This window comes from Ferrovibrio sp. (genome assembly GCF_002796975.1).
Classification (GTDB): Bacteria; Pseudomonadota; Alphaproteobacteria; order Ferrovibrionales; family Ferrovibrionaceae; genus Ferrovibrio.
Genome location: NZ_PEKV01000011.1, coordinates 62,840 through 84,206 on the forward strand (window position 1 = coordinate 62,840; position 21,367 = coordinate 84,206).

General features: G+C 64.6%; 24 protein-coding genes. 13 read left to right on the top strand and 11 right to left on the bottom strand.

Annotation, left to right across the window (positions count from 1 at the left end; translation table 11 throughout):
• Nucleotides 1–7: 7 nt before the first annotated feature.
• From CTR53_RS13065 to CTR53_RS13080, 4 genes are all read left to right on the top strand, one after another.
• Complete coding sequence (locus tag CTR53_RS13065; RefSeq protein WP_290814013.1) at nucleotides 8–1,087, top strand: AAA family ATPase; 1,080 nt, start codon at nucleotides 8–10, stop codon at nucleotides 1,085–1,087.
• Nucleotides 1,084–1,917: a MinD/ParA family protein gene (locus CTR53_RS13070; RefSeq protein WP_290814016.1), complete on the top strand. Its 834-nt coding sequence runs from the start codon at nucleotides 1,084–1,086 to the stop codon at nucleotides 1,915–1,917. Before CTR53_RS13065 ends, CTR53_RS13070 begins: the two co-directional genes overlap by 4 nt.
• Nucleotides 1,918–1,944: 27 nt before the next feature.
• The gene (locus tag CTR53_RS13075; protein ID WP_290814019.1) at nucleotides 1,945–3,777 is read left to right on the top strand and encodes a hypothetical protein; all 1,833 of its coding nucleotides are present in this window, start codon (nucleotides 1,945–1,947) and stop codon (nucleotides 3,775–3,777) included.
• 87 nt (nucleotides 3,778–3,864) lie between these two features.
• Nucleotides 3,865–4,767 (top strand): EamA family transporter, encoded by a 903-nt coding sequence (locus CTR53_RS13080; protein WP_290814022.1) that lies wholly within the window; start codon nucleotides 3,865–3,867, stop codon nucleotides 4,765–4,767.
• A gap of 3 nt (nucleotides 4,768–4,770) precedes the next feature.
• Here CTR53_RS13080 and CTR53_RS13085 read toward each other — a convergent pair whose 3' ends face one another.
• Both CTR53_RS13085 and fliI read right to left on the bottom strand, forming a co-directional pair.
• Nucleotides 4,771–5,208 carry a hypothetical protein gene (locus tag CTR53_RS13085; RefSeq protein ID WP_290814025.1) on the bottom strand — a complete coding sequence of 146 codons (438 nt, stop codon included), beginning with the start codon at nucleotides 5,206–5,208 and terminating at the stop codon, nucleotides 4,771–4,773.
• 20 nt (nucleotides 5,209–5,228) lie between these two features.
• Complete coding sequence (gene fliI, locus CTR53_RS13090) at nucleotides 5,229–6,545, bottom strand: flagellar protein export ATPase FliI (protein ID WP_290814028.1); 1,317 nt, start codon at nucleotides 6,543–6,545, stop codon at nucleotides 5,229–5,231.
• Between the two features lie 277 nt (nucleotides 6,546–6,822).
• Between fliI and ctrA the strand changes: the two genes are divergently transcribed.
• Entirely contained in the window at nucleotides 6,823–7,542 is a 720-nt protein-coding gene (gene ctrA, locus CTR53_RS13095) for a response regulator transcription factor CtrA (RefSeq protein ID WP_290814031.1), read from the top strand.
• Nucleotides 7,543–7,626: 84 nt separating this feature from the next.
• Nucleotides 7,627–8,046: an EamA family transporter gene (locus CTR53_RS13100; RefSeq protein WP_367158975.1), complete on the top strand. Its 420-nt coding sequence runs from the start codon at nucleotides 7,627–7,629 to the stop codon at nucleotides 8,044–8,046.
• A gap of 14 nt (nucleotides 8,047–8,060) precedes the next feature.
• Here the strand turns inward: CTR53_RS13100 and CTR53_RS13105 are convergent, their stop codons facing one another.
• Entirely contained in the window at nucleotides 8,061–8,672 is a 612-nt protein-coding gene (locus CTR53_RS13105) for a histidine phosphotransferase family protein (protein ID WP_290814038.1), read from the bottom strand.
• Nucleotides 8,673–8,785: 113 nt separating this feature from the next.
• On the opposite strand from CTR53_RS13105, the gene CTR53_RS13110 reads away from it, so the two are divergent.
• Both CTR53_RS13110 and cysQ read left to right on the top strand, forming a co-directional pair.
• Complete coding sequence (locus CTR53_RS13110) at nucleotides 8,786–8,965, top strand: DUF3553 domain-containing protein (RefSeq protein WP_290814041.1); 180 nt, start codon at nucleotides 8,786–8,788, stop codon at nucleotides 8,963–8,965.
• A 7-nt stretch (nucleotides 8,966–8,972) separates the two neighbouring features.
• Nucleotides 8,973–9,764, top strand: coding sequence for a 3'(2'),5'-bisphosphate nucleotidase CysQ (cysQ, locus tag CTR53_RS13115; RefSeq protein WP_290814044.1), 792 nt, complete (start codon nucleotides 8,973–8,975; stop codon nucleotides 9,762–9,764).
• Nucleotide 9,765: 1 nt separating this feature from the next.
• Here the strand turns inward: cysQ and CTR53_RS13120 are convergent, their stop codons facing one another.
• The 5 genes from CTR53_RS13120 to CTR53_RS13140 form a co-directional block, all read right to left on the bottom strand.
• Nucleotides 9,766–10,416: a hemolysin III family protein gene (locus CTR53_RS13120; protein ID WP_290814047.1), complete on the bottom strand. Its 651-nt coding sequence runs from the start codon at nucleotides 10,414–10,416 to the stop codon at nucleotides 9,766–9,768.
• A gap of 78 nt (nucleotides 10,417–10,494) precedes the next feature.
• The gene (locus CTR53_RS13125; protein WP_290814050.1) at nucleotides 10,495–11,052 is read right to left on the bottom strand and encodes a Spy/CpxP family protein refolding chaperone; all 558 of its coding nucleotides are present in this window, start codon (nucleotides 11,050–11,052) and stop codon (nucleotides 10,495–10,497) included.
• An 80-nt stretch (nucleotides 11,053–11,132) separates the two neighbouring features.
• Nucleotides 11,133–12,920, bottom strand: a complete 1,788-nt coding sequence (locus CTR53_RS13130) for a feruloyl-CoA synthase (RefSeq protein ID WP_290814053.1) — start codon at nucleotides 12,918–12,920, stop codon at nucleotides 11,133–11,135.
• Nucleotides 12,921–13,170: 250 nt separating this feature from the next.
• Nucleotides 13,171–14,160: an MDR family oxidoreductase gene (locus tag CTR53_RS13135; protein ID WP_290814056.1), complete on the bottom strand. Its 990-nt coding sequence runs from the start codon at nucleotides 14,158–14,160 to the stop codon at nucleotides 13,171–13,173.
• Between the two features lie 117 nt (nucleotides 14,161–14,277).
• The gene (locus CTR53_RS13140; RefSeq protein WP_290814060.1) at nucleotides 14,278–15,444 is read right to left on the bottom strand and encodes an acetyl-CoA acetyltransferase; all 1,167 of its coding nucleotides are present in this window, start codon (nucleotides 15,442–15,444) and stop codon (nucleotides 14,278–14,280) included.
• Nucleotides 15,445–15,751: 307 nt separating this feature from the next.
• Between CTR53_RS13140 and CTR53_RS13145 the strand changes: the two genes are divergently transcribed.
• From CTR53_RS13145 to CTR53_RS13155, 3 genes are all read left to right on the top strand, one after another.
• The gene (locus CTR53_RS13145) at nucleotides 15,752–16,114 is read left to right on the top strand and encodes a peptidoglycan-binding domain-containing protein (RefSeq protein ID WP_290814063.1); all 363 of its coding nucleotides are present in this window, start codon (nucleotides 15,752–15,754) and stop codon (nucleotides 16,112–16,114) included.
• Nucleotides 16,111–16,308, top strand: a complete 198-nt coding sequence (locus CTR53_RS13150; RefSeq protein WP_290814066.1) for a hypothetical protein — start codon at nucleotides 16,111–16,113, stop codon at nucleotides 16,306–16,308. The genes CTR53_RS13145 and CTR53_RS13150 overlap by 4 nt, the downstream gene beginning before the upstream one ends.
• Before the next feature lie 146 nt (nucleotides 16,309–16,454).
• Nucleotides 16,455–16,754 (top strand): Usg family protein, encoded by a 300-nt coding sequence (locus CTR53_RS13155; RefSeq protein WP_290814069.1) that lies wholly within the window; start codon nucleotides 16,455–16,457, stop codon nucleotides 16,752–16,754.
• A gap of 10 nt (nucleotides 16,755–16,764) precedes the next feature.
• On the opposite strand, the gene CTR53_RS13160 is transcribed toward CTR53_RS13155, so the two are convergent.
• Entirely contained in the window at nucleotides 16,765–17,535 is a 771-nt protein-coding gene (locus CTR53_RS13160; protein ID WP_290814072.1) for a glycosyltransferase family 2 protein, read from the bottom strand.
• Nucleotides 17,536–17,538: 3 nt separating this feature from the next.
• Nucleotides 17,539–18,498, bottom strand: coding sequence for a glycosyltransferase family 9 protein (locus CTR53_RS13165; protein ID WP_290814075.1), 960 nt, complete (start codon nucleotides 18,496–18,498; stop codon nucleotides 17,539–17,541).
• Between the two features lie 82 nt (nucleotides 18,499–18,580).
• On the opposite strand from CTR53_RS13165, the gene CTR53_RS13170 reads away from it, so the two are divergent.
• Together CTR53_RS13170 and CTR53_RS13175 are read left to right on the top strand one after the other, a co-directional pair.
• The gene (locus tag CTR53_RS13170) at nucleotides 18,581–19,444 is read left to right on the top strand and encodes a folate-binding protein (protein ID WP_290814078.1); all 864 of its coding nucleotides are present in this window, start codon (nucleotides 18,581–18,583) and stop codon (nucleotides 19,442–19,444) included.
• Nucleotides 19,445–19,448: 4 nt separating this feature from the next.
• Complete coding sequence (locus CTR53_RS13175) at nucleotides 19,449–20,075, top strand: DNA-3-methyladenine glycosylase I (RefSeq protein WP_290814081.1); 627 nt, start codon at nucleotides 19,449–19,451, stop codon at nucleotides 20,073–20,075.
• A gap of 142 nt (nucleotides 20,076–20,217) precedes the next feature.
• Here CTR53_RS13175 and CTR53_RS13180 read toward each other — a convergent pair whose 3' ends face one another.
• Nucleotides 20,218–21,354, bottom strand: a complete 1,137-nt coding sequence (locus CTR53_RS13180) for an acyl-CoA dehydrogenase family protein (RefSeq protein WP_290814084.1) — start codon at nucleotides 21,352–21,354, stop codon at nucleotides 20,218–20,220.
• Nucleotides 21,355–21,367: the final 13 nt, after the last annotated feature.

Here is a 21,367-nt window from a genome sequence, read left to right on the forward strand (position 1 = left end):
CTGACAGATGCGGCTCAAAACCTTCCAGGCTGAAACGATGACCGAGGCGATGGACCTCGTCCGTCAGGCTTTGGGCGACGAGGCGATCATCGTCTCCACCTACACGCACCGCAACGGCGGCGGCGTCGAGATCACGGCTGCCATCGAACAGGCGAGCGAGGACGATTTCGTCACGCCGGAAGCGCAGGCGCTTCGCTACGGCCAGGGCAACGGCCGGCTGTTCGTGCCAGGCGAAGACTTCGCCAGTCCGGACGACCTGCAGCAGACCGGCGAACTCATCCTCGGTGCGCTCAGCTGGCACGGCGTACCCGGGCGCGTCGCCGAACGGCTGACCCAGGCGGCACTGCGGGTCGGCCTCGACGATGCCGTCGGCGCGCTGGCCGAGGCACTGGACGAGACCTATCGCTTCCCCGGTCTGAGCACCGATAACCGACCGCTGATCCTGATCGGCCCGCCGGGCAGCGGCAAGTCGGTTGTGGCCGCCAAGCTCGCTGCGCGTTGCGTGATGGAACGCCGCCCGGTGCAGATGATTTCCACCGATGTCAGCCGCGCGGCGGCCGGCGAACAATTGGCGGCGCTGTGCCGCGTGATGAGCGCACCCTTCCTCGAAGCCGCCGATGCCCGCGAGCTGCAGTATGCCGTGGGGCAGACCCCCGATGCCGCCAAGCTGATCATCGACACCGCTGGCGTGAATCTGCACGACGCCGCGGAGCGCAAGGCGCTCAGGGCGCTGATCCAGGCCAGCGGCGCCGAACCGGTCGCCGTGCTGGCAGCCGGCACCGACGCTCTCGAATGCGGCGAGCTTGCCGCCCAGGCTGTCGCACTCGGTGCGCGCCGCTATGTCGGCACGCGACTGGATGCGGCGCGGCGCCTCGGTGCGCTGGTCGCCGCCGCCGATCTCGGCGGACTTGCCTTCGCCGATGTCAGCGCCAGTTCCTTTATCGGCAAGGGCTTCGAACGCTGCGACTCACTCAGTCTCGCGCATCGTCTGCTGGCCGATCCCGATGCTCGCAGCCCCGCTGTCGATCCTGCCGAAGACATGCAATACTTTTCCCCGAAACCCGCTGCCATGAAGGCCGCCGAATGACCGTGATGACCATGACGCCGACTCCGCCGTCCTCTCCTGCTCGCCCGGTCCGCCATCCTGCTGCGGCGGTGCGACAGCATAACGTGATCGCCGTTGCCTCGGGCAAGGGCGGCGTGGGCAAGACCTGGCTCTCGGTCACGCTGGCGCATACCTTTGCGCGGCAGGGCCAGCGCGTGCTGCTGTTCGACGGCGACATCGGCCTCGCCAATGTTGACATCCAGCTCGGCCTGATGCCCGACCGCGATCTCGGCAGTGTGATTGCCGGCCGTTTCAGCCTGGCCGATGCGATCATGCCTTCCGAGGCAGGATTCGACATTATTGCAGGTAAATCGGGCTCGGCGTCGCTCGCCACGCTGGACCAGCCGGCTATGAGCCATGTGCGCGACGAACTGATGCAGCTGGCGAAAAGCTACGACCGTGTCATCATCGATCTCGGCGCCGGCGTCGACTCGGTCGTGCGCACCTTCTCGGCGGTGGCCGGCGTGACGCTCGTGGTGACCAATGACGAGCCGACTGCGCTGACCGATGCCTATGCCTATATCAAGCTGACCCGCATGGCCGACCGCAACGCCGATGTGCGTGTGGTGATCAACATCGCGCCGACCACGCGCGAAGGCGAGCGGACTTACGCCAAGCTGAACAAGGCGGCGGAGAATTTCCTGAAATACTCGCCGCCGCTGGCCGGTGTGATCCGCCGCGACGACAAGGTGCGCGACGCCATCCGCAATCAGGTGCCGCTGCTGACCCGCCATCCGATGTGCGAAGCCGCCGAGGATGTCGAAGGCCTGATGAACGGTCTGCTGCGCGCGCCCGTCGCGATGCAGCCCTGATCATGCGTTAAGCGGGCGGAGAGGCGCGTGAGCGATCTCGGCCCGCTTGTGCCCAAGCCGGCGGTGACAAGCACCGGCGGCAGCACGCCCGTCACCTCCACGCCTGCACCGACCGCACCTGCACCGGCGCCGGGCGGCAATGCGCCTGCACCGGCGCAACAGGCACCATCCTCTCCCACAGTCGTCCTGCAGGACGATGCGGCCGATATCGCGGCCAGCGCGCGCGAACTGGCCAGGGGCGGCCAGATCTCGGCGCAGGTGGTGGCGCGCGACAACGCGGCCCTGCTGGTGCGTACCGCAGCCGGTAATACGCTGGCGCTGACCAGTCTGGCGCAGGCCTTCGAGCAGGCCAATCTCGCCACGCTGAATGCAGCGATCCGGCTGCAGCTCAATCCCGCCAATCCGCAGCAGGCGACCTCTCTCAGCGTGATCGTGCTCAGCGTCAACGGCACGACTCTGGCCCTGCCGATGCCGGCACAGGCGCAGCCGCCGACGGCTGCTCAACTGGCGCTCGCCGCCTCGCCGCCGCAGCCTGCTGCTTCCACGGCTGCGCCGACACTGCCGCAGGCGGGACAGACCTTGCGGGCCGTGCTGGTGACGCCATCGCCGAACAGCGCAGCCATCGCGCTGCCGGCCGGCAGCCAGGTGCAGGTGACGGTGCAGGCCGTGACTTTGCCCAATGCGGCCCCTGCCGCAGCCGCGCTTCCGGGGCAGCCCGCTGTATCGACCGGATTGCCGAGCGCCGCCGGCGCGCCGCCGCAGATGCCAGCCGCTGCCACACCGCAAGTGACAACGCCGTCTGCGCCGGTTCCTGCACTGCCGGGTCAGTCCGCTGCGCCGGCCATGATGCAGCCGGCTGTTCCGCAGCCCGCCGCGTCACCGACGATTCAGGCGCCGGCAACGCCGCCTGCGCCGACCCCAGCGCAACCCGCCGGCCTGCCGCAGGCCGCTGCTGCATCGCCGGTGCCAACTCTTGCCGCGCCGGCTGCTGCCGTCATCAGCGTGCCGATCACCGGTATCGTCACGGGTCAGAGCCAGACCGGCCAGGTATTGGTCTCCACACCGCAGGGCGTGCTGGCGCTGAACCTGCCGCAGCCGCTGCCGCCCGGCACGCAGCTGGCGCTGGAACTCGGCGCCATCACGCGGCCGCCGGCCACGGCACCAACGCAGCTGACGCCCGCGCCGCTGGCCGGCGTGCTGACCCGCCTGCATGACGGCTGGCCCAGCCTGCAACTCACACTGGATGCGATCCGTGCCGCCGATCCCGCACTGGCCCAGCGGCTGCAGACCGAATTGCTGCCGCAGCCGAATGCGCGGCTGGCTTCCACCGCCCTGCAGTTCATTGCCGCCGCCGCTGTCGGCAATGCGCAGGCCTGGCTCGGCTCCGAGGCCGTGCGCAAGCTGGAGCAGAGCGGCAGGGGCGACCTGCTGAAAAAGTTGGATGACGATTTCCGCGAACTCGGCCGGCTCAACCAGCGTCAGGGCGACAACGACTGGCAGGCGCTGGTGATGCCGATGATGATCGGCGGCAAGGTCGAGCCGATCCAGATTTTCATGCGCCGGCGCAAGGATCCGAAGAAGCAGCAGAAGCAGACCCGTTTCATCATCGACTTCAATCTGGAAAGCACCGGTCCGATCCAGTTCGACGGTTTCGTCGGCACCAAGCAGCTCGACCTGATCCTGCGCAGCGAAACCGAATTCGGCCCGGCCTTCCGCCTCGATGTCACCGGAATCTTCGAACAGGCGCTGGCAATCACCGGCATGGTCGGCTCGCTGCGTTTCCACGACCGGGAAAAGCCGCTGCCCTGGCCGAGCCCGGAACTCGACAGCCGCGGGCCAAGCACGGAAGTGAAGGCATAGAACAATCTCACTGCCCGCGAATGTGTTCGCAGGAAGCGGGATGCATTTGCGTTCCGCTGCGCCTATAAGCGATGGATGACTCCGCAGATGGATAAACGTGCATGGATGGGGCTTCTGATCCTGTCTGTGCTCTGGGGCGGCTCGTTCTTTTTCGTCGGCGTCGCCGTCAGGGAAGTGCCGCCGCTGACCGTCGCTGCCATCCGCGTCTTCGTCGCCGCGATTGTCCTGCTCGCAGTGCTGAAACTGACCGGACTGGCCCTGCCGCGTCGACGCGAGGTCTGGCTGGCCTTTCTGATTATGGGGCTGCTCAACAACGCCATCCCGTTCAGCCTCACTTTCTGGGGACAGACGCATATCCCGAGCGGCCTGGCCTCGATCCTCAATGCCACCACGCCAATCTCGACCGTGCTGGTGGCGCATGCCTTCAGCGACGACGAAAAGCTGACGCCGGGCCGGCTGCTGGGCGTGCTAACTGGCTTCGCCGGCGTGGCGATGATGATCGGTCCCGATCTGTTGTCTGGCCTGGGGCGCAACGTGCTGGCGCAGGGTGCCTGCCTGCTTGCGACGCTCTCGTATGCTTTCGGCGCCGTATACAGTCGTCGTTTCCGCCGGCTCGGCGTGGTGCCGATGCAAGTCGCCGGCGGCCAGTTCATCGGCTCGTCACTGATCCTGGTGCCGCTGGCGCTGCTGGTCGAGCAGAGCTGGCAGATACCATTGCCGTCGTGGCAGGCCATGGCCGCCATCCTGGCGCTCGCCATCGTCTCTACGGCTCTGGGCTTCGTGATCTATTTCCGGGTCATGGCGGTGGCCGGCAGTAACGTGAATCTTGTCACGCTGCTGGTGCCGGTCAGCGCCATCCTGCTGGGTGTACTGGTGCTGCGCGAAAGCCTGCTGCCGCGGCATTTCGCCGGCATGGCGGTGATTGCGCTCGGCCTTGGCGCCATCGACGGACGGGTCTTTACGCTGCTGCGTAAGCCCGGAGCCGACTAAGGCTCATTCCGAGGCCTTGCTGTCCCGTTCCTGGCGGCGGCGGAAGCTCTGCAGGCCGGCTTCGTCGAGTTCGTCCTGCTCACGCTTTTCCTGCTTGGCCTTTTCGCGCTTTTCCCAGTTCTCGAGCACCAGTTCGTATTTCTTCTGCTCACGGAAGGCGGCATTCACCTCTTCCTGCGCGGCGGCGATGCGGTCGATGGTCTGGTTGCGCGCCACTTCGGCATTGGCATGGCGTTCGCGGTTCATGCGGCGATAGGCGGTGAAGCCGAAACCGGCGGTGTAATTCTGCGTTGCCACCTTGCGTTCGTGTTCCAGTTCGGCATCCAGCGCCGTCATCTGGCGTTCGATGCTGGCGCGCAGGATTTCCAGATCGACGACGATGCGGCGCCGCTCGTCGAGCCGCCACTTCCATAGCCGGATCAGTCCGCCGACACCCTTCATGACTTATGCTACCGCCTGCCTTACGCGCCCTGCAGGAAGATTTCCGCCAGCCGCTCATAGCCCGAGCCGAGATCGGCGCGCTCGGATTTCTGCTGCTTGAGGAAGGTTTCCAGCATCGGCTGATAGCGGATCGCCTCATCCACCTTGGGATCGGAACCGTTGCGATAGGCGCCGAGCCGGATCAGCTCGGCCATGTCGTCATAGGTGGCCATCAGCTGGCGCGCGCGTGTCACCAGCAGGTTTTCATCCTCGGTGTTGCAGCCCGGCATGGTGCGCGAGATCGAGCGCAGGATGTTGATGGCCGGATAGCGACCGCGTTCGGCGATGCCGCGTTCCATCACGATATGGCCATCAAGAATACCGCGCGTCGCATCGGCGATCGGTTCGTTATGATCGTCGCCGTCCACGAGAACAGTAAAGAGCCCGGTGATGCTGCCGTCCTCGGTGCCGGGGCCGGCACGCTCCAGCAGGCGCGGCAGTTCGGCGAATGTCGTCGGCGGATAGCCCTTGGTGGTCGGCGGTTCGCCGCCCGACAGGCCGATCTCGCGCTGCGCCATGGCAAAGCGCGTGACAGAGTCCATCAGGCAGAGCACCTGCGCACCCTGGTCGCGGAAATACTCCGCCACCGCCAGCGTCATATACGCGGCCTGGCGGCGCACCAGCGCCGGCTCGTCCGAGGTCGCCACCACGATCACGGTACGCGCAAGGCCGGCCTTGCCCAGGTCGTCCTCGATGAATTCCTGCACCTCGCGACCGCGTTCGCCGATCAGGCCGACCACGTTGACATCGGCTTCGGTGTAGCGCGCCATCATCGACAGCAGCACGGATTTGCCGACGCCCGAGCCGGCGAAGATGCCCATACGCTGGCCGCGGCAGCAGGAGATGAAGGTGTTGATCGAACGCACGCCGAGATCGATCTTGGCGCCGACGCGTTTGCGCGAATTGGCCGGCGGCGGATTGGCGCGCAAAGGATAGGGTCGGGTGCCGTTGGTCAGCGGCGGGCCGCCATCCAGCGGACGGCCCAGACCATCGATCACGCGACCGCGCCAGCTGGCATCGGGATAGATCACTGGCTGGTCCTCGCCGACCACGGCGCGGCTGCCCAGGCCGATGCCTTCCAGCGAGCCATAGGGCATCAGCAGGGCGCGGTTCTGGCGGAAGCCGACCACTTCGCATTCCACCTGGCGGTGATCGCGGGTCTGCAGATGCACGCGCGAGCCGATGGACAGATGGCGCTCCACGCCGGCCACTTCGACCAGCAGGCCCTGGATCGAGGTCACCCGGCCGGTGAAGGCGACGTCCTTGATCCGGTCCAGATCCATCAGCAGGCTGTGCATGGCGCCTCAACAGGGTTAACGGAGAAAATACCCTACAGGTCAAAGCCTTAACTGGCGGTAAAGCCCCGGGACACTCGCCTGCGGCCGGGCTGCGCTGGCTTGCATTTTAGCATGGAACCGGACGCAGTGCCCGGGTGTAAAGGATGCGTTAAGAAATGCGTTAACTTCATTTATTAACAATGGTAAACTGCGGCGAATCGGGCGGAAAAACGCCAACTCCGAAGCTGCCGGCCGTTTGCGGCGCATCGGATACCGACCTTCAAGCGTGGGGTGCACCATGCGCGTGCTGCTGATCGAAGACGACGCTTCCATGGCCAAGAGCATCGAAATGATGCTCAGCGCCGAAGGATTCAACGTCTATCGTACCGAATACGGCGAAGAGGGCTTGGACCTCGGCAAGCTGTATGATTACGACATCATCGTGCTCGACCTGAACCTGCCCGACATGCACGGCTACGATGTGCTGAAGAAGTTGCGCGCGGCCAAGGTGAATACGCCGATTCTGATTCTCTCGGGCATGGGTGAACCGGACAAGAAGGTGAAGGGTCTCGGCTTCGGCGCCGACGACTACATCACCAAGCCGTTCAACAAGGACGAGCTGGTGGCCCGTATCAACGCCATCGTCCGCCGCGCCAAGGGCCATTCGCAGTCGGTGATCCAGACCGGCAAGCTGACGGTCAACCTGGATGCCAAGTCGGTCGAGGTGGAAGGCGGTCGCCTGCACCTGACCGGCAAGGAATATGCGATGCTGGAACTGCTCTCGCTCCGCAAGGGCACAACCCTGACCAAGGAGATGTTCCTCAATCATCTATACGGCGGCATGGACGAGCCGGAACTGAAGATCATCGACGTCTTCATCTGCAAGCTGCGCAAGAAGATCGCCTCAGCCACCGAGGGCGACAACTACATCGAGACGGTCTGGGGTCGCGGCTATGTGTTGCGCGACCAGGTCGAACCTGTGGCCGCCGGCGCGAAACGCGCGGCTGGCGGACACTGAACGCCACGACATCGAAATGAAAAAGCCGGCCCATGTGGCCGGCTTTTTTGCGACTGGCGAGTGGAGGATTGCATGAAAGCGCTGCTGGCATCCTGGCAGGTCTGGGCCCTCGCCGCGGCGGGCTTTGCGGCGCTGACCGCGATCTTCGCCAAGATCGGCGTCGCCGGCATCAATGCAGATTTCGCCACCTTTATCCGTACGCTGGTGGTTGTCGCACTGGCCGGTGGCATTGTGGCATTCGGCGGCCAGTGGCAGCCGCTGGAGACCGTGCCCTCGCGCACATGGCTGTTCCTGCTGCTGTCCGGCCTCGCCACGGGCGCGTCCTGGCTGTGCTATTTCCGCGCGCTTAAAACAGGCGATGCCGCGCGCGTCGCACCGATCGACAAGCTCAGCGTGGTCTTCGTTGCCGTGCTGGGCGTGCTGCTGCTGGGCGAGAAACTGTCGCTGGCCAACTGGCTCGGCGTCGCGCTGATGGCCGGCGGTGCGCTGCTCGTTGCGCTATAGGCGTGCGCTGTGATTTACGCGGCGAAGCGCAGGATGAGCGAGGTCTCGCCCGGCTCGGCCTGCAGGTTGCAGCCTGCCATCGCGGCAAGCTGCTGCGCATAGCGCGCGATCGCCGCCGCCGGTTCGGCCGGCAGGGCGCCGTCGCCAAGTCCCTGCGCAACATGATCCTGCCAGCGCAGGGTGGTGCCCTCGGCGCGGATCAGCCAGGCCGCGCCGTCTTTCACAAGACCGAGGCTGCCGCCGCGCGGCAGCGCCTGCGCCGCCAGCGACAGGCCGAGCAGCAAAGCCTTGCCAAGCGGCTTGGGCAATGTGTCTGCCGTGGCGGGCAGCAGCAGGCTCAGCTTGCCGCCATCGAAATAGGCCTTGGCTACGCGCGAGAATTCCGCATAGGCCATCGGCTCGTTCATGCTGCCCGAGGCACCGAGCGCGAGCCGGAAAAAGCTCAGGCGTTTTGCCGCATCGCTGGCCGATTGTGCGATCAGGCCGATGGCTTCCTCGCGCATCGCGGCATCGGTCTCCTCGACCAGCAGTTCCACGCCGTTGTTCACCGCGCCGATGCTGCCGGCCAGGTCATGGCACAGCCGCGAACAGATCAGGGCGACAAGGTCGGGATTTTCGCTGGCCATCGGCGGCGCTCCGGTGTTTCGGCCTGTCTGCGGGTGGCAGTCAGGCGATGCCCTGTCTAGAATGTCTGCGGCGGGCAGGCAACCGCAAGCTGGGGCAGATCAGGCACGTGAATATGCTGGCACCGTTCGTTCCGGGCGACTGGGTGGAAAACACGCTGCGGCCCGACTGGGGACCGGGGCAGGTGCAGTCGTCGATCGGCGCGCGCGTCACCGTCAATTTTCTCCATGCCGGCAAACAGCTGATCAATACCGACCAGGTCGTGCTGCGCCCGGTCAAACCACCTGAAGACTGACCCTTTAATGACGCTGAATCATCAAACTCTCGCCGAGGCTTTGCTGCCGCTTGCCCATGAGGCCGGCGCCGCCATCATGGCAGTCTATGCCACGCCCTTCACGACGCGGTCGAAAGACGACCGCAGCCCGGTGACCGATGCCGATGATGCGGCGGAAGCCATCATTCTCGCCGGCCTGCACAAGCTGACGCCCGGGATTCCGGTGGTGGCCGAAGAACTGGCGGCACGCGGCGAAGCGCCCAAGGTCGGCGACGGACCCTTCTGGCTGGTCGACCCGCTGGACGGCACACGCGAATTCATCGAACGTAACGGTGAGTTCACCGTCAACATTGCACTGATCGAAAATACCCGTCCGGTGCTGGGCATCGTGCTGGCGCCGGCGCTGGAGGTTGCCTGGCTTGGTGGGCCGCAGGGCGCGCAGCGCTTCGACAAGCTGCACCCCGAGGGCAGGGTGATCCAGGCGCGTCCGGTGCCGAAAGTGGCGCCGCTGGTGCTGGTCAGCCGCAATCACCGCGAGGCGTCGGTGGATACCTGGCTGAAGCAGCAGATGGCGCCGGAGACGAAAACCGTCGGCTCGTCGCTGAAATTCTGCCAGATCGCCGAAGGGTCTGCCGATTTCTATCCGCGTTTTGCGGCAATCTCGGAATGGGATACTGCGGCGGGACAGGCGGTGCTGGAAGCGGCCGGCGGCAAGGTACTCGTCTGGGACGGTCCGGCCGACAAGCCGAATATCGGCGCGGCGCTGCATTACGGCAAGCCGGACTTCCGCAACCTGCCGTTCCTCGCGCGCGGCGCCTGAACTAGGCGATCGCCACATCCACCAGGATGGCGGCGTAATGACAGGCCGCGGCGGCCAGCACGAAGACATGCCAGATCGCATTCTGGTAGGGCAGCCTTTCCCACAGATGGAACACCACGCCGAGCGAATACAGCCCGCCGCCGGTGACCAGCAGGTTCAGTGCTGCCAGTGACATGCTGCTGAGCAGGGGTTCGAGCGCGGCGAGGATCACCCAGCCGAGCAACAGATAGGCGGCGACCGACAGTTTCTCGAAGCGCAGCGGATAGCGTAATTTCAGGAACACCCCGACCAGCGCCACGCTCCAGACGAAGCCGAGCAGCGCAGCGCCCCAGGCACCGCCGATCACGATCAGCGAAAACGGCGTATAGGTGCCGGCGATCATCACGAAAATGGCGGCATGATCGAAGCGGCGGAACACCGCTTTCAGCTTCGCCTGCCTGGTCAGATTGTAGAGCGCCGAACAGGCCAGCATGGCGAGCAGGCCGAAGCCGTAGATGCCGAGGCTCAGGCCGCGCGGCAGATCCGGGTGGAGGGCGACGAAGACAATCAACGTGATGCAGGCCGCGAGACCGAAGCCCAGACCGAGCAGATGCACCACGGCATCGGCCAGCAGTTCGGCGCGGGTACATTCACGTCGGGTATAGGTCGTCATGCCGGTCCCTCAGGTCTCGGCACGATCCTAGCGCAGGGATTGCGGCGGAATGAAGACGAGCTGCGTGACTACCTTGCGTCAGCGCAGCGGATCGTCGTCGCGCTCGTTGTGCGGCGCGGGTTCGTAGCCGCGCAGATCGGCGAAGCGCAGCAGCTGGTTCGGCGTCAGTGCATCGCGCGCTGCCAGATGGCTGCGCAGGCGCAGCGCGCGGATGCGGCCATCCAGCGCGGAAATCCGTGCCGTCAGCGCATCGACCTTGGTGGCTTCGATATTGTTCTCGGCAAAGGCGCGGGTCAGCCGGCGTTCCTCGGTGGCCAGCCGGCGGCCCAGGACTGCGATCTCGACATCGGTATCATGCTGCATCTGGCGAAGCTGGGCGCGCTGCGCGTCGCTGAGGTCGAGCGACTCCGCGATCTGCAACGCGGTCTGGGGCGCCGGATAGAGGTGGCGTTCAGCCTCGGCGGTATCCTGCGCATTCACGGCGACGAAAATCGCGGCGGTCGGCGGGAGGGTCGGAATATCGGTATCGGTGGCCTGCGCCTGGCTTTCGGCCGGAGACCGGCCAATGGATCCCAAAGCGAAACCAGCGGCCAGTGTCAGGCCGAACGCCAGCGTGGCGAGCAGACGTCGCGTCACGGCGTATCTCCTAAGACTTGAGCAAAGAACCGAGCGGAATATGGCTCGGTAGCGCGCGCAATCTAGGGTGAGGCGTTGTGTCAGTCGGTGATGGCGATCACGTCGGACGCAGGCGGATCGGCATAGATGCGCATCACATCGGCGTGACGGCGCTCCAGCGTCGCGCGCTGGTTGATATAGCCCTTGTCGGTAATCTCGTTGGCGTCGATCGACGGCGGCTCGCTCAGGAGAATCACGCGCTGCACCTTCAGCGAAGAGGCGCCGCCCTGTGCCTTGTTATGCAGGGCCAGCTTTTCGGCGATCTGCCGGCGCAGCTCTTCCGGCGCGATGTCTTTCGCCGCAGCGGAAGCCCAGGCCAGCAGCCCGATGAAGCTGCGGTCCTGCCCGGTCACCACAGCATCCTGCAGCAGTGGCGAGCAGGCGGCCAGAGCTGCAACGCGGACTCCCCCGACGTGAACCCATGTGCCGGTGGTCAGCTTGAAGTCTTCCGCCGTGCGACCGTCGAAGACCACGCCCTTGGCCGGATCACTCTCATCCGCCAGCCTGGCGGCATCGCCGATGCAGTAGAAGCCGTCCTCGTCGAAGGCCTTCCTGGTCTGCTCTTCGCTGCCGAGATACCCCGGCGTCACGTTGGGGCCTTTGACGCGGATTTCCAGCTTGCTGCCCGAGGGCACGAATTTCAGCTGCACGCCCGGCACCGGCACGCCGATTACGCCGGCGCGCTCGATCGGGTAATGCGCGGCTGTGGCCAGCGGCGAGGTCTCGGTCGAACCCCAGCTCGACGTCATGATCACGCGCTTGCCAAGAGTCCTGATCGACAGCGCCTCCAGCCGGGCCCAGAGATCGGGTGGCAGAGCAGCGCCGGCATAGAAGATCATCTGCAGCCGGCGGAAGAAGCGCTCGCAGAGCGCGGCGTCCTTTTCCAGATGCGGGATCAGCATGGCGTAGCCGGCCGGCACGTTGAAATAGATCGTTGGCGACACGTCGCTCAGGTTCGCCACCGTCCTGTCGACCAGGCCGGGCGCCGGCTTGCCGTCGTCGATATACAGCGTGCCGCCCTGGCGCAACACCATGTTGAAATTGTGGTTGCCGCCAAACGTATGATTCCACGGCAGCCAGTCGAGCAGTACCGGCGGCGTCTTCTGCAGGAAGGGCCAGATCTGCGCAATCGCCTGCTGGTTGGAACACAGCATGCGATGCGTGTTGATCACGCCCTTGGGCAGGCCGGTGGAACCGGAGGTGAAGAGGTATTTGGCGACCCAGTCGGGGCGGATCGCGTTGAAGCGCGCATCGGCGGCGGGAGTCGGCTCGGTGGTGCGCAGGGCGGAAATGTCGGTGATCGTTTCGATATCTTTGGGCAGCGTGGCCAGCACCTTCTCGAACGGTCCGCCACCTTGCGCGAAAATCAGACGCGGTTTTACCAGGCCGACGATGTGATGCACCTTGGCGAAATCGCCGCTCATCAGCGAATAGGCGACCGAGACCGGCGTGACCGGCACGCCGGCGACGAAACCGCCCAGCATCAGCAGCGCATGATCGATGCTGTTGCCCGAGAGAATCGCGATGGGTGTCGACTGGTCGAGGCCGCGATCGAGCAAACCTTGCGCGATGCTGCGTGCGGCATCCCAGGCATCGCCATAGCTGACCTTGCGCCAGCCGCCGGTCGGGACTTTTTCGGCCAGGAAGACGGTCTGCGGCTGACGTTCGGCCTGGCGCTGCAGCAACTGACCCAGATGATCGGCATGGGCGCCGAGCGGCTCTTCGGATTCGAGGATGAAGCCGCCGCCAGCGAGGGCGCGTTGACGGATGCGTGGCGTCGCCAGCTCAAGCGGCATGAAGGACGGCTTGGTCTCGCCCGACTGGATCATGTTTCCTCCCACGGAAACCGGTTTTTTATCATGCCACCGATTTTGTAAGGCAGCATTACAATGTCATGCAGACTACAGCCGGGTTGGGCGGCGGGCAAGGGGGAAGCTCAGGACTTCGCCTTCGCCTTTTTCGCCTTCAGCCGTGGCGGCGGCGCGATGTGCCATGGCCGGGCTTGTCCCGGCCATCCACGACTTTGCTATCGGTGCGGTAGGCGTGGATGCCCGGCACAAGGCCGGGCATGACAGTTTACTACTTCGCGATATCGATCACCACGCGGCCGCGAATCTGGCCGGCGATGATCTTCGGCGCGAGGCTGAGCACGTCCGACAGCGGATGCACTTCGGTGATCTTGGCGAGTGCATCTTTCGGCAGGTCCTGTGCCAGTTGCCACCAGGCGCGTTTGCGCCTGTGCATCGGCGCCATCACGGAATCGACGCCGAGCAGGCTGACATTGCGCAGGATGAAGGGAAACACGCTGGCCGGCAGGTCGTTGCCGCCCGCCAGACCGCAGGCGGCGACATAACCGCCGTATTTGATCTGGCCGAGCACAGTCGCGAGCGTCTGGCCGCCGACGGAATCGACCGCCCCCGCCCAGCGTTCCTTCGCCATCGGCGCGCCTTTCTGCGAGAGCTCTTTGCGCGTGACAAAACTGCTGGCGCCCAGCGAGGACAGATAGTCATGCGTCTCCGGCCGGCCGGTGGCGGCCGCCACCTTGTAGCCCTTGCGCGCCAGGATCGCGATGGCGACCGAGCCGACGCCGCCGGCAGCGCCGGTCACCAGCACTTCGCCGTCATCCTTGGTGAGGCCGGCATCTTCCAGCGCCATCACGCAGAGCATCGCGGTATAGCCGGCCGTGCCGATCGCCATCGCCTCCTGCATCGAAAACGCATCGGGCAGGCGCACCAGCCAGTCGCTTTTCACGCTGGCGAAGCGGCTGTACGCGCCCCATTGTGTTTCGGACAGGCCGTAGCCGTTGACGATCACCTTGTCGCCCGGCTTGAAATCCGGATTGCCCGACATCACCACGCTGCCGGCGAGATCGATGCCGGCCACCATCGGCAGCTTGCGGGCGATCCGCCCGCCGGTCAGCGCCAGGCCGTCCTTGTAGTTCAGCGTCGAATAGGCAACCTCGACCAGCACGTCATTCTGCGGCAGGTCCTTCTTGCTCAGCTCCTTGAAGCCGGCTTTCGGCTTGCCGTCGATCTCTTCGATCACCACGGCGCGGAAGGTATCGGACATGGGTATTTCCCTAACAAGGAAGGCGTGGATGGCCGGGACAAGCCCGGCCATGACAAAGGATGATTACAAATTTCAGTGTCATGCCCGGACTTGTTTCGGGCATCCACGTCTTAACTTTCAACGCAGCGGTTCGAGGATCGAGACGTAGTTGGCCACCGCGACACCGCCCATGTTGAAGACACCGCCGAGCCTGGCATTCTTCACCTGGATGTCGCCGGCAGAGCCGTTCAGCTGCATCGCTGCCATCACATGCATCGAGACGCCGGTGGCGCCAATCGGATGGCCCTTCGACTTCAGGCCGCCCGACGGATTGACCGGCAGCTTGCCGTCGGCCTGGGTCCAGCCTTCCTTGATGGCTTTGGCGCCTTCGCCCAGCGCGGTCAGCCCCATGGCTTCGTATTCGATCAGTTCGGCAATGGTGAAACAGTCGTGGCTCTCGGCAAAGGAAAGATCCCACACGGAGAGGCCGGCTTCAGCCAGCGCGTCGGCCCAGGCCTTGGCCGGGCCCTCGAAGGCGATCACGTCGCGTTTGGCCATCGGCAGGAAATCCTGCACGTGTTTCGAAGCGCGGAAGGCAATTGCCTTCTTCATGCGCAGCGCCGTCTGCACGTCGGTCATCACCAGGGCTGCGGCGCCGTCCGACACCATCGAGCAGTCGGTGCGGCGCATGCCGCCGGTCACAATGGGGTTCTTGTCCGACACGGTCTTGCAGAAGTCGTAGCCGAAATCCTTCTGCATATGCGCCAGCGGATTCTTGGCGCCGTTCTTGTGGTTCTTGGCGGCGATCATCGCGGTGGCGTCCGACTGGTCGCCATAGCGCTGGAAATACTGCTTCTGGATCGAATCGAACACGCCGGCGAAGCCACCTTCGTTGAAGACCTCGGTCTTCTTGTAGCTCGCCTTGACCAGGATATTGCCGACCATCTCGGTCGAGGCGGAGGTCATCTTCTCGACACCGATGCAGAGCACGAAACGCGCCTTGCGCGCGGCAATCGCGTTCAGACCCTGATAGATCGCCGCCGTACCGGTCGAGCAGGCATTCTCCACCCGCGTTGCCGGCTTGAAGCGCAGCGCCGGATCGGCCTGCAGCACCAGCGAAGCAGTGAAATCCTGGTCGATCAGCCCGCCGTTGAAATGACCCAGATAGATCGCATCGACATCCTTCGGCTCGATGCCGGCATCGCGGATCGCCCCGACCGCCACTTCGACGACGAGGTCTTCGGCGTCGCGCCCATCCAGTTTGCCGAATTTGCTGTGGTGCCAGCCGACGATGCAGGCAGTCATGCGGTCTCTCCCGAAAAGCTTTGTTGTCTGGTGCGGTTAAGAGAAGAGGGGCGGTGGATGAAGTCAAGGCATGCCCCGGACTGGCAGCGACCGCGTCGGGATTCGTTTTGCTCCTTTTTGCTCGCAGGTGTTCGTTTTGCTTCGTTTGCGTTCGTTGGTGCTCGTTCCGGTTCGTTTGGCTTCGTTTGTGTTCGTGGCCTGGCTAAGTCCTTGATTTGCCGTGAATGAGAACATAAGGCGAAAATTCCTTGCTTCAAGAGATGGCGACCTGTATATTCACTATCTGTTCTCAATCAGGGAGTCGCCCATGTCCGCCCGAGCCTTTCTCCAGATTCCCAGCCGCGATGACCTCGACTGCCTGCCCGATCCGGCCGAGGCCTTCCTGACCAGCGCGCTGGACGGGGCCTTGCGGGGCAATGGCCTGTTCAACCTGCGCGCCGGCGTGGGCAGCGGGCAGGTCAACGGACATGCCGATGTCTGCAAGCTGCAGGAGCTGCTGCATCTGGAAGGCTATCTCGACATTGCCGCCACCAACGGGCCGACTGGCATCTGGGGCGCGCGCGAAGATTATGCCCTGCGCAAATTCCAGCGCGACAACGGCCTGGCCATCGATGGCGTCGTGTGGCCCCGCGGCGAGACCATTGAGGCAATCCGCGGCTTTTCGCAATGAACCGGCTGTTGATCAGTGCCGTGCTGGGCGCGCTGCTGCCGCTGGCATTCATCGGCGGCATCGCGATGCAGAACGAGAGTCATGTACTGCACGCAGATCGTGCGGCGTTTCAGATTCTGCTGCCGATGCTGCTGTTCGGCATGATGGCCTTTGCGGTCTGGACGCTGATGCGCCAGCGCCCATCAGCAGCATGACACCGCGAGTGCCAATCGGCATCGCGTTTACACAATCTTGTTGAATCGAATCCGACACTGCTGACAGGCTTTGACTGTTGGTGCCGGCTTCCGCGTCGGTGTTCACCGGTATCGGATGCCGGCTCCCGTCCCTGACTGGAGGCGCGATGTCGGATCATTCTCCGGACGACAAGACATTCAATCATGCCGCATGGCTGCAGAAGCTGCTGACGCATCGTCTGACCACGGCGGAAATCCTCTACCACATGCCTGATCATCCCAGCCTGCTGCAGAGCTATGTCTGGCAGGATTACGATCTGGCGCCGAAATTTCCGGTGCTGCAGACGTTTCTCGATTTCTGGGAAGACAGGCTGGACGGCAGGCTGCACAGCGTGCGCGTGGTTTCAGCCCGGCTGGTGAGTCCGGTGGAAATCCGCGCGGCGGCGGAGAGCTACAGCCTGCATTGAGGGAAACTGCCTACTCGCCGCGTTCGAGATCGGCCTTGAGATAACTCAGGATCGGATAGAGCCCGGCCATCAGCGCGATCAGGAAACCGTAGCGGCCTTCGCGATAGCCCTTGCGGCCGATATAGCATTTGTAGAAGCGGCTGAAGATGCGGCGGATATTATGGCCGTAAGAGCCGATATCCTTGCCCTCGGCCCGCAACGCCCGCAGGTCGGCAGCATTTGAGGTCGTGTAGCGATCCAGCCGGTGGATCATGTCGGAGATATTCCTGTCGACATAATGGATCATGCGGCTCTTGAGGAAACGCTGCTCGCCCTTCAGCTCCAGGGCGGGATGCACGCGCTGGTCGCCCCAGCGTTTGGCGCCTTTGGCGGTCAGCCGCGGCGCCATCATCACGCCGAAATATCCACCCCAGCCATAGCGCACCAGACGGCTGCCGACATAGTTGTCGAAAGGTATCAAGATATGGCCGAATTTTGCCGTCGCGATCACATCACGGATTTCGCGCGCCATCTCGCCCGGCACGCGTTCGTCGGCATCCACTTCCAGGATCCAGTCGCCGCTGCAGGCATCAAGTCCGGTATTGCGGCGCTCGCCTTCCAGCGGCCAGGCGCCCTCGATCAGTCTGGTCGTGAATCCGGCTGCGATCTCGCGCGTGGTGTCGGTGCAGCGGTCGAGCACCACCACGATCTCGTCGGCAAAGCGTAAACGCTCCAGGCAGTCGGCGATCTGCGCGGCTTCGTTATGCGCGACGACGAGGGCGGAGAGTTTCGGCGCGGTCATGCCTCAGTCCTCTTGCGCGTGTTTCCACACGCTTTCCGCGGCGCGCTGCGCCTTGTCCACGCTCAGGTCCAGCATGCGGCTGTCGTGGCTGCGGTGATCATAGCCCTTTTCGCCGACGATCTCCTCGAAGCTGCGGTCGGTGCGCACCGCGCCGTTCTTCTCGCCCCAGGGACCGTAAATTTCCTCGCGGCTCGGGCCGAACAGGCCAAGCGTCAGCGTGCCGGCGGCGGCGGCCAGATGCATCAGCCCGCTGTCGTTGCCGATATAGAAGTCGCAGCGTTTCAGTGCCGCACCGATGGTCTGCAGGTCCAGCTTGCCGACGAAATCCAGCGTATGCTCGGCCGGCAGGTTGCCGAGCGCCGGCGCAGCCAGGGCTTCCTCGCCCGGTCCGCCGAACACCACGATACGCGCATTCGGCAGGATGCCATTCTCGCCCGTCAGGCGCTGCGCCAGTTCGGCGAAACGTGCGCCGGGCCAGATCTTGCCGCCCCAGTTGGCGGTCGGGCCGAGCGCCAGCACCGGACGGCCATCATCTGGCCACAGCTTTTTCGCCGCCTTGGTTGCCTCGTCCTTCAGCCAGAGCCGCGGCGAGACGACATCCTTCAGCTTGAGGAAATTCGACAGCACGATCACCTTGTGCAGGCGCGAACCCGAGCCGCTGAAACTGCGGCGGCGGCGCGACAGCAGGAACTGGCCGATGCCGGAGCCGCGCAGGTCGACGATCAGCCAGAAGCGGGTCAGCGCCAGCTTCTTCCACAATTCCCACCAATGCCCGGCCCAGGGCTTCTTTTCCATCACGATCAGGCGGTCGAGATTGGGCACGGCCTCGAACACGCCGACGGCCGCGGGTCCGCAGGCCACGGTGAAGCGGGCCTTGGGAAACTGGGCATGCAGGGCGTTGAGCAGGCCGGTCGACAGGATTGCGTCGCCGACCCGGTTGGCGGAAATGAACAGGATGCGCATGGTGCCAATCTTAAAGGTTTGGCCGGTTATAGGGGTGTGCTTTCGCCTTGCCAAGGTCGGATGGCTCCCATAGGTGAAGGGGATGTCCGATCTAACCTGCTCCCCCCCGATCTGCGCCGCCCTGCCCGGCCGCACCCTGCTGCGGATTTCCGGGCCGGATGCCGCAGGTTTCCTCAATCCGCTGATTTCCAGCGACGTGGCGAGCGAGGCGGGCCGGGCGGTCTATGCCGCGCTGCTGACGCCGCAGGGCAAGTTCCTGCATGATTTTCTGGTCTATACGCAAAGCGCCGACACCCTGCTGGTCGATGTGGCGGCCGAACGTCGCGCCGACCTGAAGCGCCGGCTGACACTCTATCGCCTGCGCGCCAGGGTCGAACTGGCAGAGATCGAGGACTGGCAGGGCTATGCGCTGTTCGGCAGCGGACGGATGCCGGAGATGCCGGAAGGGTCTGTCCTGTTCACCGATCCGCGCCTGCCGGCTTTGGGCTGGCGGCTGTGGCTGCCTGCCAATATCGCGCCGCCGCTCACCATCACCAGCCTGGCGGCCTACGAAGCGCATCGCATCGCGCTCGGCGTGCCCGAGGGCGTACGCGACATCGAAGTGGATAAAGGCCTGCTGCTGGAAAACCATTTCGAGGCGCTCAACGGCGTCGATTTCAGGAAGGGCTGCTATATCGGCCAGGAGCTGACGGCCCGCACCAAATATCGTGGCCTGCTGAAGAAGCAGCTCTATCGCGTGGAAGGCAAGGCGGCCCTGCCGGCCATGGGCACGCCGATCACTGCCGGCGGCCAGGAGGTTGGGCAGCTGCGGTCAGTTTCCGGCAGCAGTGGGCTGGCGCTGCTGCGACTGGATGCAGTGTCTTCGCAAGAACTGGATGCCGCGGGCGTTGCGCTGACCGCAATCCGCCCCGACTATGCAGGACCGATTCCAGAGGCAAAGACCTAATCAAATGGCCAAGAAACTCATCGCCGCTGTCGCCGTGGACGACGGCCGCTGCCGCTGCACCTGGTGCGGTGTCGATCCGCTCTATGTGAACTATCACGACACCGAATGGGGCGTACCCGAATGGGACAGCCGCGCCCTGTTCGAGAAGCTGATCCTCGATGGCTTCCAGGCGGGATTGAGCTGGATCACCATCCTGCGCAAGCGCGACAATTTCCGCAAAGCCTTCGACGGTTTCGTGCCCGAGAAGATCGTGCGCTATACGCCGAAGAAGCTGGATGCGCTGATGCTGGACGAAGGCATCATCCGCAATAAGGCCAAGATCCACGGCACGGTGGCCAATGCGCGCGGCTGGCTCGAAATCATGGAAACGGAGAAGGGCGGTTTCTCCGGCTATCTGTGGAAGTATCTCGACGGCAAGCCGCTGCAGAACAGCTGGGCGCAGAAAAAGCATGTGCCGGCGGAAACGCCGCTGAGCCAGACGATCTCGAAGGATCTGCGCAAGCGCGGCTTCACTTTCGTCGGCCCCACCATCGTCTATGCCTTCATGCAGGCGGTCGGCATGATCAACGATCACACCACCGATTGCTTCCGCCATCGCGAAGTGCAGAAACTGAAAAAGCCGCGCGGCTGATTTGAAGTAAGACCCTCACCCTCCCGCCGCTTCGCGTCGGGTCCCTCCCTCTCCCACAAGTGGGAGGGGGCAGATGCGCCTCTTGCTCCCTCTCCCGCTTGCGGGAGAGGGTTGGGGTGAGGGTGTTTCGTTCGGGCGATGCTTACGCCGCCTTGCCGTCGGCGTTCAGGCCCATGGCGATGCGGCCGGCCAGCTTCTGCTGCGGCAGCATGGTGAAGGGGTGATAGCGCGCTGCCTGCAGGTCGCGGTACAGCCGCTCGATGCCGTTGTCGCGATAGAAGGCACTGCCGCCGGCGGCATCCAGCGCCAGCGCACCGACCTGCAGCAGGCTTTCGGTCATCGCACGCTTCAGCGTCATCATCGTTGCCGTGGTCTGTTCGCCCGGCGCGCCGGCATCGCCGAACTGCAGCATGCGCTCATGCGTGGCGGTGGCGGTGGCCAGCGCGGTGTCCATCGCACCGATCAGGATCTGTGCCTCGGTATCTTCACGCCGCTTCGATGCCAGACGCACGGTTTCGTCGCGCAGCTTTTCGGCCACGCCGCGATACACGCTGTAGATCAGCGGGAAGGCGACCAGGGTGACCAGATGGAAGAACGGATGCCACACGCCGGCAGGACGCCGCGCGCTGATCGCGGCATCGGCCACGAACACATCCTTCAGCACCACGTCATGCGAACCGCTGGCGCGCATGCCCAGCGTGCGCCAGGTCTGCTCGATGCTGACGCCCTCGGCCTTCATCGGCACGGCGGCATGCAGCACTTCGCCATCACACACGGCCATGGTCATCAGCAGGTTGCCGGCTTCGCAGCCGCTGACGAAACGCTTGCGGCCCGAGAAGCGGTAGCCGCCCTCGACCTTCACGGCGCTGCCCGAACCGGCGAGCCAGTCGTTGCCGCCGGTCGACAGCAGCATCAGATTTTCGGTGGCAATGCGTTTCAGCACGGCTTCGACGGCGGCAGGATCGCCGCGCCAGCGCCGCACCAGCAGGGCGACCGGATGCATGTGCATGGAGAGGGCCAGCGCCGTGCCGCTGCAGCCACCAGCGAAGCTGCGCAGCATGTCGGCCACGTCGCGATAGCCGGCGCCCAGGCCGCCCAGTTCGGCGGGGATCAGCGCGGGCAGGATGCCAGCCTGCTTGATCAGGGCGAAATTGTCGGCGGCAAAGCGGTCGGACGCGTCGTTCAATACGGCACTGGCGGCGAAGGCTTCGCCCAAGGGTGCTATGCGCGCGGCGAGGTTTTCGGTGGCGGGTTTCTTGATCTGCGACTGAACGGTCATGACGGTCTCCGGG

Coding starts and splice junctions, on each gene's coding strand:
- CTR53_RS13065 (WP_290814013.1), top strand. CDS start 8: ATGCGGCTCAAAACCTTCCAGGCTGAAACGATGACCGAGGCGATGGAC.
- CTR53_RS13070 (WP_290814016.1), top strand. CDS start 1,084: ATGACCGTGATGACCATGACGCCGACTCCGCCGTCCTCTCCTGCTCGC.
- CTR53_RS13080 (WP_290814022.1), top strand. CDS start 3,865: ATGGATAAACGTGCATGGATGGGGCTTCTGATCCTGTCTGTGCTCTGG.
- CTR53_RS13085 (WP_290814025.1), bottom strand. CDS start 5,208: ATGAAGGGTGTCGGCGGACTGATCCGGCTATGGAAGTGGCGGCTCGAC.
- fliI (WP_290814028.1), bottom strand. CDS start 6,545: ATGCACAGCCTGCTGATGGATCTGGACCGGATCAAGGACGTCGCCTTC.
- ctrA (WP_290814031.1), top strand. CDS start 6,823: ATGCGCGTGCTGCTGATCGAAGACGACGCTTCCATGGCCAAGAGCATC.
- CTR53_RS13105 (WP_290814038.1), bottom strand. CDS start 8,672: ATGGCCAGCGAAAATCCCGACCTTGTCGCCCTGATCTGTTCGCGGCTG.
- CTR53_RS13110 (WP_290814041.1), top strand. CDS start 8,786: ATGCTGGCACCGTTCGTTCCGGGCGACTGGGTGGAAAACACGCTGCGG.
- cysQ (WP_290814044.1), top strand. CDS start 8,973: ATGACGCTGAATCATCAAACTCTCGCCGAGGCTTTGCTGCCGCTTGCC.
- CTR53_RS13120 (WP_290814047.1), bottom strand. CDS start 10,416: ATGACGACCTATACCCGACGTGAATGTACCCGCGCCGAACTGCTGGCC.
- CTR53_RS13130 (WP_290814053.1), bottom strand. CDS start 12,920: ATGATCCAGTCGGGCGAGACCAAGCCGTCCTTCATGCCGCTTGAGCTG.
- CTR53_RS13135 (WP_290814056.1), bottom strand. CDS start 14,160: ATGTCCGATACCTTCCGCGCCGTGGTGATCGAAGAGATCGACGGCAAG.
- CTR53_RS13140 (WP_290814060.1), bottom strand. CDS start 15,444: ATGACTGCCTGCATCGTCGGCTGGCACCACAGCAAATTCGGCAAACTG.
- CTR53_RS13145 (WP_290814063.1), top strand. CDS start 15,752: ATGTCCGCCCGAGCCTTTCTCCAGATTCCCAGCCGCGATGACCTCGAC.
- CTR53_RS13150 (WP_290814066.1), top strand. CDS start 16,111: ATGAACCGGCTGTTGATCAGTGCCGTGCTGGGCGCGCTGCTGCCGCTG.
- CTR53_RS13155 (WP_290814069.1), top strand. CDS start 16,455: ATGTCGGATCATTCTCCGGACGACAAGACATTCAATCATGCCGCATGG.
- CTR53_RS13160 (WP_290814072.1), bottom strand. CDS start 17,535: ATGACCGCGCCGAAACTCTCCGCCCTCGTCGTCGCGCATAACGAAGCC.
- CTR53_RS13165 (WP_290814075.1), bottom strand. CDS start 18,498: ATGCGCATCCTGTTCATTTCCGCCAACCGGGTCGGCGACGCAATCCTG.
- CTR53_RS13170 (WP_290814078.1), top strand. CDS start 18,581: ATGTCCGATCTAACCTGCTCCCCCCCGATCTGCGCCGCCCTGCCCGGC.
- CTR53_RS13175 (WP_290814081.1), top strand. CDS start 19,449: ATGGCCAAGAAACTCATCGCCGCTGTCGCCGTGGACGACGGCCGCTGC.
- CTR53_RS13180 (WP_290814084.1), bottom strand. CDS start 21,354: ATGACCGTTCAGTCGCAGATCAAGAAACCCGCCACCGAAAACCTCGCC.